12 protein-coding genes are annotated in these 14039 nt (G+C 36.0%); 7 read left to right on the top strand and 5 right to left on the bottom strand.

The window, feature by feature from the left end:
- Window positions 1-15 precede the first annotated feature (15 nt).
- A complete protein-coding gene (locus tag DI076_RS06430) occupies window positions 16-339 on the bottom strand; it encodes an STAS domain-containing protein (protein WP_100726824.1) in 324 nt (107 codons plus the stop codon).
- Window positions 340-450: 111 nt separating this feature from the next.
- Window positions 451-630, bottom strand: a complete 180-nt coding sequence (locus tag DI076_RS06425) for a hypothetical protein (protein ID WP_108959128.1) — start codon at window positions 628-630, stop codon at window positions 451-453.
- Window positions 631-736: 106 nt separating this feature from the next.
- Here DI076_RS06425 and DI076_RS06420 point away from each other — a divergent pair, with 106 nt between their 5' ends.
- Window positions 737-2842: an EAL domain-containing protein gene (locus DI076_RS06420; RefSeq protein ID WP_108959127.1), complete on the top strand. Its 2106-nt coding sequence runs from the start codon at window positions 737-739 to the stop codon at window positions 2840-2842.
- Entirely contained in the window at window positions 2842-3615 is a 774-nt protein-coding gene (locus DI076_RS06415) for a M48 family metallopeptidase (RefSeq protein ID WP_108959126.1), read from the top strand. Before DI076_RS06420 ends, DI076_RS06415 begins: the two co-directional genes overlap by 1 nt.
- 5 nt (window positions 3616-3620) lie before the next feature.
- On the opposite strand, the gene DI076_RS06410 is transcribed toward DI076_RS06415, so the two are convergent.
- Entirely contained in the window at window positions 3621-4163 is a 543-nt protein-coding gene (locus DI076_RS06410; RefSeq protein ID WP_108959273.1) for an MORN repeat-containing protein, read from the bottom strand.
- 44 nt (window positions 4164-4207) lie between these two features.
- Entirely contained in the window at window positions 4208-6202 is a 1995-nt protein-coding gene (locus tag DI076_RS06405; RefSeq protein ID WP_108959125.1) for an ATP-dependent helicase, read from the bottom strand.
- Window positions 6203-6282: 80 nt separating this feature from the next.
- Here DI076_RS06405 and DI076_RS06400 point away from each other — a divergent pair, with 80 nt between their 5' ends.
- Window positions 6283-7374 (top strand): response regulator, encoded by a 1092-nt coding sequence (locus DI076_RS06400; protein WP_108959124.1) that lies wholly within the window; start codon window positions 6283-6285, stop codon window positions 7372-7374.
- Window positions 7375-7384: 10 nt separating this feature from the next.
- On the opposite strand, the gene DI076_RS06395 is transcribed toward DI076_RS06400, so the two are convergent.
- Window positions 7385-7738: a hypothetical protein gene (locus tag DI076_RS06395; RefSeq protein ID WP_108959123.1), complete on the bottom strand. Its 354-nt coding sequence runs from the start codon at window positions 7736-7738 to the stop codon at window positions 7385-7387.
- Window positions 7739-7962: 224 nt separating this feature from the next.
- Here DI076_RS06395 and DI076_RS06390 point away from each other — a divergent pair, with 224 nt between their 5' ends.
- Genes DI076_RS06390 through gatA form a run of 4 tightly spaced genes read left to right on the top strand, consistent with a single transcriptional unit; the run spans window position 7963 to window position 14039 of the window.
- On the top strand, window positions 7963-10869 hold the full coding sequence (locus DI076_RS06390; RefSeq protein WP_108959272.1) for an LPS-assembly protein LptD: 2907 nt from the start codon (window positions 7963-7965) through the stop codon (window positions 10867-10869).
- A gap of 12 nt (window positions 10870-10881) precedes the next feature.
- Window positions 10882-12282: an undecaprenyl-phosphate glucose phosphotransferase gene (locus DI076_RS06385; protein ID WP_108959122.1), complete on the top strand. Its 1401-nt coding sequence runs from the start codon at window positions 10882-10884 to the stop codon at window positions 12280-12282.
- Between the two features lie 9 nt (window positions 12283-12291).
- A complete protein-coding gene (gene gatC / locus DI076_RS06380; protein ID WP_100726816.1) occupies window positions 12292-12576 on the top strand; it encodes an Asp-tRNA(Asn)/Glu-tRNA(Gln) amidotransferase subunit GatC in 285 nt (94 codons plus the stop codon).
- Window positions 12573-14039, top strand: a complete 1467-nt coding sequence (gatA, locus tag DI076_RS06375) for an Asp-tRNA(Asn)/Glu-tRNA(Gln) amidotransferase subunit GatA (protein ID WP_108959121.1) — start codon at window positions 12573-12575, stop codon at window positions 14037-14039. Before gatC ends, gatA begins: the two co-directional genes overlap by 4 nt.

The following is a 14039-nucleotide window of genomic DNA, read 5'->3' as shown; positions in this document are numbered from 1 at the left end:
ATATGGAAAGGCGGATTACGGAAGTTCCGCTTCTCCACCTAAAATTGTAAAAAATTTGTCCAAACTGGATAATTTTAAAATCACCATTACATCTTGGCTCACATTGAGAAGGAAAAATTGCCCTTCTTCTGATTTGAGTTTCTTTTGTAAATTGGCAAGCAGAGCAATCCCAGAGGAATCTAATAATTTGATATTAATCATATCAATTGCTACCGATTCTGCTCCATCATCAATGATCTTATGGAGCTCTTTTTTGAGTGCGGGTGCAGAATAAATGTCGAGGGAACCCTCTAGAGTAACAACTGTATGATTTTTAACTTGTTTTGTTGTGAAATTCATTGAACTTCCTACTGGCACGTATACTATCTGTTTTTACACAAATTTTGTAAAGAATTTTTGTAGATTTGGTTCCCAACAGGGAGCTTCGTTACCAATCTACTAGAAAAAACCCTAGTTTTGCAATTTTTTTAAGACCAAAGTGATCGCTTGGTTGAATCCATCATAACCACCTTTGTCATAGTCATTTAAATCTTTGTATTCCAAATCATTCATATCTAGCAGTAACTTTCGTAACTCGTGTTCTAAATACTCTTTTCGGATATAACTCGTTTCAAAAACCTTTGGATGCACACGTCAATTTGACGAGAAATCATTGAAATTTCGAATCATTTTTAGGTTGAGATTTTTAGAATTTTCTCTATGCTGAACGAGGGAGATCCGCCTCACCACAACCATAATGGGAAGTCCAATCAGTGTTTTAATTCTAGAAAACGATTCCAATAGCGTTTTTGATATTGTTCGTGAAATGAAATCCAATGGACTGAGTCCACTTTACAAAGTTGTCGAATCCTTTGGTTCTTTTGAAACAACTGTCTTGGAAGAAGATTGGGATGCGATCATCTGTAGTACACGAAAACCCTTTTATTTAGAAATTTCGCTTTATCTAAAATTCTTAAACGAAAAAAAAATCGATATTCCTGTTATCCTTTTATCAGACACAGAAGACTTTCAAAAAAATTTACAATATATGAAGTCAGGGGTCAACGATATTATTGATCGTAAAACCTTACTTAGATTAGCAGAAGTTTTAGAAAGAGAAAGAAGGGAATTGGTCTATCGAAAGGAAAAAAACACCACTGAAAGTTTTTTATTCCAATCTTTAAAAGAAATTCAATTACAGAAATTCGCATTAGACCAAGCTAACATAGTTTCGATCACTGATGCAAACGGAATCATCACTTATGTGAATGAAGCATTTTCGAAATGTTCTGGATACTTGGTTACAGAATTACTAGGTCAAAATCATAGAATCTTAAAGAGCCAAAACAAAACAAAAGACGAATGGGAAAAAATTTGGGAATCCATCCATAAAGGTCATGTTTGGCGAGGTGAGATACTCAATACTAAAAAAGATGGAAGCGGATTTTGGGTTGATACAACGATTGTACCTTTCATCGGAACGGATGGTTCCGTGTTTCAATACATTGCAATCCATCATGACATTACGGATCGAAAATTAGCAGAAGAACAACTGACTCATGATGCTTTTTACGATAATCTTACTGGATTACCCAATCGAGCTTTGTATCTCGCCAGGATTGAACAAAAAATTTTCACCTATAATATCAAAAAAGACGGATATCCAATCTTATTTTGTATCAATATAGATAATTTCAAACGCATCAACCATTCACTCGGAAATGAAGCTGGTGATAAAATTTTAATCATATTTTCTCAGAGACTAAAACAATTTTCGGATAAAGAAGCCGTTATCACTAGATTAGGAGCCGATAATTTTTCTATTTTACTCAACCATTTACTTTCGATTGAGGAAGCTTTTGATTATGCATATCGTTTACTTGAATACATTGGTGATCCAATTCCAATTGGTGGCTATGAAATTTATTTAACCGCTTCCTGCGGTATTTCAGCCTTTGGACTTGGTGGAAAAGAAGCTGATGTATTGCTGCGAAATGCTGAGATTGCAATGTTCCATGCTAAATCACAAAAAGTGGGTACCGTGGCTGTATTTAACCAAGCAATGCAGGAAAAGATTCACTTCCAACTTGAGATCCAAAATGATTTAAAAAAAGCGCTCACTCAAAATGAAATTTCTGTTTTTTACCAACCCATTTTAGACCTAAATACCAACAAAATTGGGCATTGGGAGGCACTCGTTAGGTGGCGTCATCCCCAAAGGGGGATGGTATCCCCTGCAGAATTTATCCCACTTGCAGAAGATTCTGGTTTGATAGTACCCATTACACGATTTGTTTTAGAACAAACTGCTAATGTGATTGAAGAAGTACAGACCAAAAAAGGACATCCAATTTCAATTGCAGTGAACTTGAGCCCGCAAGTTTTTTTTGATCAGAATATTTTTCATTGGATTGTTAACTTACACAAACAACGAAAGATTCCATACTCTTCGCTTCAAGTGGAAATCACTGAAAGTTTGGCTATGAAGAATTTATCGGAAACTGTACCCATTTTATCAAATCTAATTGATATTGGTGTGAAAGTGGCTCTAGATGATTTCGGAACTGGTTTTTCATCTTTATCTTATTTAGAAAAACTCCCTTTATCTATTTTAAAAATTGATAAATCGTTTTTAAATAATGTCCACGTTGGCTCCAAAGAAAGTTTTTTACTGATCTCCATCATCAACATGGCTCATGATTTGGGATATTCGGTTGTAGCAGAAGGTGTTGAAGAGTTAGAACAATTAGAGCTCTTGAAGTCATATAAATGTGACGAAATCCAGGGGTATTGGTTATCCAAACCGATCCCATTCCCTGAAATCATTCCATTCTTAGATTCATTTTATAAAAAGGAAAAGTAATGAAACGTTTACGAATATTAATTTTCGTTCTATTTGTATTTCACTGTAACACTTCACCAACAGGTAGAAAACAGATTGTTTTGGTCAGTGATGGCGAAATGAATGAAATGGGAACTTTAGCTTTTGATGAATTAAAATCAAAAACACCAATTGACACAAGAAATAATACCAATTCATATGTAAAATGTATCGTTGATTTAGAGTTAGGTGTTACTACCGATACAACCGGTGTAGATTCTTGGGAAGTGATTGTATTTAAAGACAATACTCCCAATGCATTTGCCTTACCAGGTGGAAAAATCGGTGTTTTTACCGGAATGTTTTCTGTTGCAAAGAATAAAGACCAACTAGCAGCAGTGATTGGGCACGAAATAGGACATGTCATCGCAAGGCATGGAAATGAAAGGGTTTCCCAAAATCAATTGGCTTCCGGTTCGGTAAAACTCCTCGAAACTCTTGGGAAACCGACAGTGGCTGGTGCACTCGGAATGGGTGCAAAATTTGGCGTGTTATTACCATTTTCGAGACAACATGAATCAGAAGCGGATTTAATTGGTTTAGAAATTATGGCAAAAGCAGGATTTGATCCAAGAGAAAGTGTAAACCTATGGAAAAATATGAGTGCACTGGGTGGAGGGAAACCAAATGAACTTTTATCAACTCATCCCTCCGATGAAACTAGGATGAAACAATTAAACCAAGCAATGCCAAAGGCTATGGCACTGTTTGAGTCAGCACTACAATCTGGAAAAAAACCAAATTGTGTTATGTGAAGGAGTTACTCACAGAGTAACTTCCTTCCTGTAATTTTACAATTTCTAGATTTACCATCATCGATTAAAACTCCGATACCTTCTTGGCCATCGGAAGAAAAATCACCAGAAACAGATTTCCCATCTTTGAAACTATAAGTTCCTTTTCCATTGATTTGGCCATTTTGGAATTCACCAACATATTTATCACCGTTTTTGAAATTGTACTCGCCTGGGCCTTGTTTTTTATCTTCCACATAAGTTCCATTGAATTTTTCACCATCAGCATATAGAAAGTTTCCTGCGCCATCTCTTAAATCGTTTTTGAAGGAACCAGTATAAATATCTCCATTATCATAAACATATTTACCAACTCCATTGACACAATTTCCTTCGATGCATCCAAATTTTTTACCACCTTTTTCGGGGTCTTCCATATTCACATTACGTGAGTTTGACTTTGTATCCTGATTTTTGGAATCGGTTGTTTCTTTTGGATCATTGGATGCACATGATACAAATAATAATAAAAATGAAGTCATAAAAATGGTTTTCCAGTGATTCTTCATAAATCCCCCAATGCCGTAAATGATCCAAGATGGCAGAAGAAAAATCAATTCAAAAAGTAATTTTGGATATTCTGAAAGGAATTACTCGGTGGATTGTTTTCCTTGTCTTTTGCATTATTTTCAGAATTTGTATTGTTTTTTGGTTCAAAAGTTTCATACAATTTTGACTCTTTGTCCAAATCTGATAAAAATCGACTAACGGAAGTAAAACGATTTTTGTCATTAAAGGCTGGATTTGTAAGAAAAAGCATGTCTTTTGCTCTCGTAATTGCCACATAAAACAAACGCCTCTCTTCTTCGAGTTCTTCCGTTGTACGTATATGGTGGTTCGGTAAATTGCCCTCAACCACCTGCATTGTAAATACCACTTTCCATTCTAATCCTTTTGCAGAGTGAATTGTGGATAAAGACAAATATTCATCTTTTAATTCATTTGTGTTTCCAATTTCTTTTCCTTCCAAAGGATTTAGGATTAAATTGGAAAGATAATCTGATAACTTAGTTTCGCTTTTTGATAAAAGTAAAAGAGAATCCAAATCCTGTTTTCTTTTTTCCGAATCATCATAATTAGCTTCTAACACTGGTATGTAATGAGTTAAAATGGATTCCAAAATTTGATTTGTGGATTGTTGGAAAGGAGAAAGTGAGTCTAAACACTCCATGAGTTTTGAAAAAGAATGTTTTGTACTTTCTGGTATTCCGAGGAAAAAATTAGAATCATTTTTCCATAGGAATTGGTTGGATTCCAATCGTTTATAAAGGATTTGGGAATATTTTTTACCAATTTGTTCTTCTAATAATAACATTCGATTCCACGAAAGAATGTCTCTTGGATTCTCAATTACTTTTAAATAGGCAATTACGTCTTTTACATGAGCCAAATCCAAAAAGCGTTTTCCACCAAACTTACGATAGGGGATTTTTTTAGCATTTAACTGGATTTCTAATAAATGAGAGGAATAACCAGAACGAAATAATACTGCCATCTGAGAGAAGGGGAGTCCTTCTTCGTAAAGTTCTAACAGTTTTTCTGCTATCCATTTTGCTTCTTCTTCAAAAGATTCTACTGTCACTAAAAAAGGTGGTAATGATTGTTTATGTGTGGCTGCAATTAAATTCTTTTTATAATTTTCTGAACTTTTTTCTAATACTGCATTCGCAAGGTTTAGAACAGGCTGTACACTTCTGTAGTTTTTTGTGAGTTGGATGATTTGAGTATTTGGAAATATTTTGGGGAAGTCCAACATGTTATGAACACTTGCTCCACGAAATCCGTAAATGCACTGTGCATCATCACCTACAACTAAAATGTTTTGGTGGATACTTGCCAGTAAACAGGCGATATGTGCTTGTATTTTATTGGTATCTTGGTATTCATCTACCAATATATATTCATAAGTTGTGGCCATTTTTTGCCGAATTCTTTCATCTGATACAAGGATTCTGCGAGTGTATTCTAACAAATCATCAAAATCAAGTGAGTTGTGTTTGGTTTTGAGCTCGGTAAACTTTGTCTTGATTTCTTGGATTTCTTTTGTGATACCAAGGAACATTGGATATTCTTTTTGCAAAAATTTTTCCAGGGAAATTTGTAAATTGAAACAAGAAGAAAAAATTTCTGCGAGAGTTTCTTTTTTGGGAAACCGAACTTTTGTTCCTGTTGTGACAACTTGTTCTCTCGCCATACCAACAAATCCGATTGTGTCTTCCTCATCTAATATTGTAAAATTCGGATCTATTGAGATAACACTGGCAAACTTACGTAAAAAATGATGGCAGAAGGAATGAAAGGTTCCCCCCCGAACAGACATCATTCGGTTGTCTAAAATGCTGGAGGCTCTTCCTAACATTTCTTTTGCAGCTCGCCTTGTGAAAGTGAGTAAGAGGATGGATTCAGGATTTGTACCATTTTTTACCAAATGGGCCAATTTATGGACGAGGGTATTGGTTTTTCCTGTCCCCGCCCCAGCAACCACTAAAACCGGGCCTTTCTCGGCCAAAACCACTTGTCTTTGGGCATCATTCAGTTCCAGGTCCACAATACAGAGATTTGTTGTCTGGATTCTGTTGACAAACGGAAATTATTCTATTTGATAGTGGAGACTGGTTGTATAAAACAATGACATCTATTGTGGAAAATCAAAAAGAAACTGATGTAAAAAAAATACTAGTTGTCGAAGACGAAAGGATCATTGCGATCAATATTTGTTCAACCTTAAAACAATACGGTTACAATGCCACATATGTATCGGAAGCAAATGATGCGATTGAACAAATTGAATCCGAACACTTTGACCTAGTTCTCATGGACATTATGTTAAATGGTCCAATGGATGGAATTGAAATTGCGGGGAAAATCAAAAGAAGTAAAGAAATTCCCGTTATTTACCTCACCGCTTATTCTGATGAAGCCACAATCAATCGGGCTAAAACCACTGAACCATTTGGTTATTTGATCAAACCATTTAATAGCCGTGATTTATATATATCTGTGGAAATGGCAATTTACAAATCACAAGTCCAAAAACATATCCGAGTTGTGGAAAGTCGATTGGCGGAAAACCAAAAATGGGAAACCATCGCTCTTGTTGCTTCCGGTATTTCACATGAAATCAACAATCCTCTTACATCCATTCTCAATTTAGCGGATCTTATCTTATTAGAAGCCAAAAAAACTTCTAATTCAACCCTAAAGGAAAAAGCTGAAAAAATCGCGGAAGAGTCAGAACGAATTGCAAAGATTGTAAAAAACTTAGTTTCTTATTCGCAATCCACGAATTCCCAATGGACATATTCCAATTTAGTTAGCATTTTAAATGATACACGTTCCTTCCTTCACCAATACTTTTTAAAAGAAGGAATCCAATGTGAATTGGAAATGGGAGATGTACCCCATGTGTATTGCCAACCCCAAAAAATCAAACAAGTCCTTCTCAACTTAATCCAAGATGCAAGGTTACGCGTGAATACGAGAGAAGATTCCATCGGCAGGAAAATTTCTGTATCTCTGTCAGTTGTAGGCGAAGATGGAAAAGAATTTGTTCAAATCCAAATCAAAGACAATGGTGCGGAAGATTTGATGATGGGAATTTCTCAAATGAATTCATTAGATGTTACCCGTAGCATCATCGCCGAACACAAAGGAAACTTAATACGCGAGGAAGAGTCTTCCTCTTGGGTGTTTACCTTACCCATTGTTAAACCTGTTTGAACTAAAAAGTCTAAGAACGATTCCCTGATAGGATTGGTTTTTTGTGCAAATGGGGAGTTTCTAATAATTTAAAAAATAATTCGATTCGATTGGAATGTAAAAGCCAATTGTCTTCTGACAAAAGACCCGCTAAGAAAAAATTGAAGTCTTTGTAATAAGCAAAGGAAAGTTGAGGGTTTTTTGTAAAATCAAGGAGCAAAGCAAGGGCTAATCGGTTGGCACTTTCCTCTGGACCAAAACCATCTGTGAGGATTTGGATCGACGGTTCCGGAACTTGGACAATGTGTTCTTCTTGTCCGTCTCTAATTTTGAGATTGTACCGCAAGGTACCTGGAATGCGTTCTCCAGAGTAGGTTTTAGACATTTAAAACTCACCTATGCTCAAGTCTCGAGCCATTTGATTATGTCCATTCCTCGGAAACTTACGCAACCTCTTTTTCATAGAATTTACAAGATTCAGGTCCGAATTTCTACCTGGTTTTCCATTGATTTTTTCGATAGGGGTAAAACTCTCGTTCTATACTTCCAAAGCCCGCTGTGCAAAAATCCATTCATTTTCTCATACTATTTTGTTGTTTTCTTCTCGGAATGGAAATTCTGGCACAGGATACAAATGGCTTAAAACTGCTATTCCCTGACCAATCTTTACCAACTAAAAACCAACAAGAGGAAGAAAGAAAACAGACCACAACACAAATCCAACGTGGCATCGTTCGCAAATCCGTTGATGTGATGACCGACCGAGAAGTCGAAGATAACTTAAGAAATTTAGGTTTGAATCCAACAGGTACGATTTATACCAAACGGGAACGTTTACGGGAAGCACTTGTCCCACCAGAAGAAGTTCCACTCACACCTGAATCGTTACTTGCCTCTCAACCGAAAAAAGGTCCACCCATCCAAATCCAGAATGCTGCGGAAGGCCAACTCATGAACATTGATAAAACAAAAGGTGGAGTCCTAGTTTTAAGAGGAAAGGTACGTGTTAAAATCAAAGCGGGGGAATTAATTGCTGATTCCGTTTCCATCGACGCCAATAGACAAGAAATTTATGCGGAAGGGGGAGTGGAATACAAAGACGGAAATGCAAAGGTGATTGGAGATCGAATGATCTACGATCTAAAATTAAACCAAGGTGTTGTGTACAATTCTAAGTTAAGTATGTTTCCTTCCCATTTCATTGGTCAAAAGATCAAACGATTGGATGAAAAACGATACCTATTAGAAATGGGTTACTTTACTGCTTGTAATGCGGAGCTCCCACATGAATCATTCCAAGCAAAAAGGATTGTCATCCATGATGATCGGACGGTAGTTGCGCAATGGGTTTCTTATAAAGTTGGTGGCACAACTCTTTTTATGTTACCGTTTTTGTACAATTCAGAATCTGGTAATGGAGTTACCACACAGTTTGGTAAAAATAATACGCAAGGTTGGTTTTGGCAAAACTCATACCAGTGGTCAGATTCTTATCCCAATAGTTTATTCTTAGCAAACGGGTATAAATTTCGTTTTGATATGTATGAAAAAACGGGACAAGCTGCCCAGTTAGAGATGTGGAAAGTTTCACCCATTCTCAATTATAATATCAACTTAGGTTATGCTAATTATAAAAACACAGCTATCACTCCAGTTTATGAAGATCGTTTTAAAAATGGTGGAATTGGAACAGTTGCTGTAACCAACAACGTAGATCGGGGAGAACTGTTTCCGAACTCAAGTCTTCCTTATCGTAATACAGGCGTTAACTATGACCCTTGGTGGAAAGCTGACTTACGTTTAAACGCTAAATTTAATGACTTTTCAAAAGATTACACTAGAAACTTCCAATTACAATACGAAAATTATAGTAATAGATTGTTTGATTATGAATTTGGAAATCGATACCAACCTTCCAATTCATTACAATCATTGTACACATACCGTGATGTGCGTTTTGGACTCATCCGAAACCTTTTAAACTGGAATTTCAATTATACGGAAAATAGAGGGGATTTGAGTGTTGGTATCTCTATGAGTCGTACACTCATTTACCAAATCCAAGCAAATCAATTCTTTGCAGCACAAGATACATTACCAGCTGTCACCATTCGGAATTCTAGTAATATTGGACTCATCCCAGGAACAGCTAGTCCTGTTTATTGGGATTTATTGTTCCAAACAAACATCAATCGAATTTATGGTCCTCCACAACAAAAGTTAAATCCAACAACTGGAGTTGTGGATCCAAGAAGCCAATACCAAGATTATGTATTAAGGTCACAAACGAATGTGGTAGGAGAAACAGGATTTCGTTCTCCAATTGCGATGGGAGCATACATGTCGTTTACTCCTTCCGTTTATATGGGAGCCACAAAACAATCTGTTGAATTTCCAGGAACTGGAAGTGAGTTAAATGGACCCGACCGCGATGTAAACAAAGCATACGCAACTTTACTCAAACAACAATCGTATCAATATGTAAGACAATCTCATACAGTTCGTATGGGGATTCCCGAAATTTTTCTTTCTACCACTTATCGAAGATTAGATGCAGATAAAGCGGAAGCAAAAGATCCAATTTTAGGTAATTTACGCCAACATGAAGCTGAATTTTCTTTAGAAAGTTATGCATTAAATGATTGGGATATTTCAGTTCGAACTATCAGGGACTTACGTCAATTTTCATCTTCGTATAATCCTGGACTAACCAATATGCAACGTTGGTATTATACAGTTGTTAGGATTGGTGGTTTTTTTGATTTTGTGGATGGATTCACAACTAGAAGACCAAGTTTGTTGGAACGAAAACGGAATTTTTATTCTGGTATTTTTATTAATAATGATTATGTTCATCATACTCCACAAAATCGATCCCTATCCAACAATTTAACAGTATCATACAAAATGGGTGGATTTTCTTGGCCCATCATTCGTGCTTTCCGAAGTTTGGAAATCGGTTCAACTTGGTACCACGTCTATAAAGATAGTTTTTTAGATAGTTACCGATTCTTTTTCAAAACAGATGTGAAAGTAACGCGTTACACAGGACTCGAATTAGAATTAGACTCAAGAGTAACGGAACCTTGGCGCCTAACAGCACTTGCACAAGGTCAGTTTTATGCATTAAATACAAGTCCTGAACTTTATACGGCACAAACTGGAACCAATTATGATCAAACTACAATCTGGGAAGATTTAGCATCTGGAACAGGGGCTAAAGGACAAACGGAAAGACAAAAAACAGTATTTAATATTAACAGGTTTATGATGACGTTTAAGATGGATCTTCATAATTGGGAGTATCGATTGGGATATAGTATGAACCTTCGTGCTTTACCAGGAGGTCTTGCTCTTAACAACCAATTAACTTTTTACGATCAATCCGTATATTTATCTGTAAATTTAACAAATTTCAATTTTGGAGATTCATCATCTGCCCAAGCAACTAGGGTAAGATTGTATCGATTCAGAAAACGTCCATTAGATGGAACTTCGACAGATTTAACAGATTAAGATGGTAACCAAATGCTAAAAGAAAGAAGTCAATCATTCAAATTACTATTCTTAGTTACTGATTTTTTTATAGGCTTAACAAGTTTCTTAACAGCTTATGTTGTTCGGTACTATTTATCTCCGGATTCGAGTTTCCAAATCCAAACAATTGATCCACTCAATTATTTAATCCTGGGAATTGTGCTTGGATTTTCCCAAGTAGTTTCTTTTTTATCAATCGATTTATACCACCCAAGAAGAGGTTTATCTTTTTCAGATGAACTTTTTGCAATCATCTCAGGAGTGATCCTTAATCTTCTCGTTGTACTTTCCTTACTGTTTTTCTTTCGAGGGGAAAGTTTTTCTCGATTGGTAATTGGATACTTTGCAATTTGTACGGTAATCCTCACTTCATTTTCCCATTTTATTCTGAGATCACTTATGCAGTATCTAAGGAGTAAGGGATATAACTTAAAGTCTGTTCTCATCATTGGCACTGGAAAATCAGCCATTAACTTTTCTAAAACATTACAAAAACATTCAATTTACGGTTATACTGTCAAAGGGTTTGTGGCTGGTAAAAAAAACCTTTCCCCAAAACAAATTCAAACTGTCACATCTACAACGAAGTTAGAGAATTTTGTAGAACAAAACCAGATTGATTTAATTGTTTATGCACTTTCACACGAAGAAGGGGATTCATTAAAAGAAGTGATAGACATAGCTGATTTCCATGGAATCGATTTAAAAGTAATTCCCAGTTACGAAGAGATAGTCACAGCCAAAGGTAGAGTGGAAGTGTTAGACGGGATTCCCATTATTTCCATTCGTAACATTCCATTACGATTAGGTTATAATTTAGTTTTAAAAAGAACGTTTGATATCTTGTTTTCGCTGTTTTTTATCCTATTGTTTAGTCCATTTTACATCTTAATTGCACTACTTGTGAAATTGACAAGTAATGGTCCTATCTTTTATAAACAAGAAAGAGTAGGTCTAGATAATAAAGTTTTTGGAATGATTAAATTCCGTTCCATGGTTGTCCAAGCCAAAGAAAAATCAGATACTTTATGGACTGTCAAGGATGATCCAAGGGTAACTCCCGTTGGTGCTATCTTACGTAAATTGTCTTTGGATGAAACGCCACAATTTTTCAATGTGTTACTTGGTGATATGTCAGTTGTGGGGCCAAGACCAGAAAGGCCTTTTTATGTGGAAAAATTCAGAAATGAACACCACCAGTATATGCGCCGTCATGCGGCAAAAGCTGGGATCACCGGTTGGGCACAAGTCCAAGGATTTAGAGGTGATACCTCTATTGAAAAAAGAATCGAAGCAGATATTTTCTACATCGAAAACTGGTCTTTACTTTTGGATATAAAAATCATTTTACTCACACCATTAAAAGCGATTATAGATAGGAATGCATACTGAGGAAACCTTATGGATGAAAAAGAATTAAAGAACATTGCTAATTTAGCAAAACTCAACATTGAAGACAGTGAAATTGCAGGTATGCTTAGTGATTTCTCAAGAATTGTACAATATGTAGATGAAATCAAAAATCTAGATACATCAAAAGTTGGTGATGATGAGATCTATGAACAAATTTTCTATGAATTGAGAAAAGATCTAAGTGAAAACTCACTGAAACGAGATGATTTATCAAAAATAGCTCCTTCATACGAAAATGGGTATGTAGTTGTTCCTAAGGTGATTGAAACATGAAAGAGATTATTTTTCTTACTTATTCCGAAATCAAAAAAAAATTAAATGACGGAAGCTTAACCTCACAAGAGTTAGTTTCCGCATATTTAGAAAGAATTAAGAGTAGTGATTCAAAAGTAAAAGCATTTTTAAATCTAAATGCAGACAAAATCCTTACCCAAGCAAAGGAAAGTGACGAAAGAAGAAAGACTGGTAAACCTTTCTCTGAATTTGATGGAATCCCAATCGGAATCAAAGACAATATCTGTATCAGAGGGGAAATCACTTCTTGTTCCTCTAAGATTTTAGAAAATTTTGAATCTCCGTACGATGCAACTGTCATCACAAAATTAAAAGAGAAAGGTTTTGTCTTTTTTCCTAGACTCAATATGGACGAGTTTGCAATGGGTTCTTCTACAGAAAACAGTGCATTCCAAACTTCCAAAAACCCATTTGATACAGATCGTATTCCAGGTGGATCAAGTGGTGGTTCGGCGGCGGCAGTTGCGGCTTCCATGTTACCAATTTCACTCGGTTCAGACACGGGCGGATCGATACGCCAACCTGCATCACTCTGTGGCATTTGGGGATTAAAACCTACCTATGGAAGAGTATCACGATATGGACTTGTTGCCTATGCATCTAGTTTGGACCAAATAGGACCTTTTTCCAATGACATGGAAGGTATAAGCGATCTTTTAGAAATTTTATCAGGACTTGATACAAAAGACCAAACAACCGCTAAAGTAGATCATTTTGATTCCAAATCGGTGAGTACAATTGACTGGAAAGGTAAAAAAATTGGAATCATGAAAACGGAAGATTTTAATTTTTCACCTGATGTGAACGCACGTTATTTAGAAATTTTAAAATCATTGGAAGAAAAAGGTGCTGAGTTAGTCGCATTGGATTTTTCTCTTTTGAAGTATGCTATTCCGGTATATTACTTAATTGCAACTGCGGAATGTTCTTCTAATTTAAGTCGTTTTGATGGAATTCGATACGGATTACGAAAGGAAACCTCTGGAAAATTAGATGATCTATATTCGGAATCAAGAAGTGCTGGATTTGGAAAAGAAGTCAAACGAAGGATATTACTCGGAACCTTCTCTTTAAGTTCTGGTTACTATGACGCTTATTATGGAAAGGCGCAAAAAGCAAGGGTTCTCATCCGAAAACAATATGCAGATTTTTTTAAGTCAGTAGATGTCATATTACAGCCTACATCTCCAACAACAGCATTCAAGGTGGGAGAGAAAACAAAAGATCCCATTCAAATGTACCAAGCAGATATTCTGACAACTTCTGTGAATCTAGCAGGAGTTCCGGCGATCAGTTGTCCTGCAGGTGTTGATCAAAATGGTCTTCCAATTGGAATCCAACTAACAACGTCCCATTTTGATGAAGTTAAACTACTTAGTTATGCATATTCACTCTCCAAATTAGATCTTTGTAAGATAACATTGCCTAAAGAGATCAAATAA

It is taken from the genome of Leptospira ellinghausenii, from assembly GCF_003114815.1.
Classification (GTDB): domain Bacteria; phylum Spirochaetota; class Leptospiria; order Leptospirales; family Leptospiraceae; genus Leptospira_A; species Leptospira_A ellinghausenii.
The sequence above is the reverse complement of the archived record's forward strand: the minus strand, read 5'-3'. Positions and strand labels throughout refer to the sequence as shown.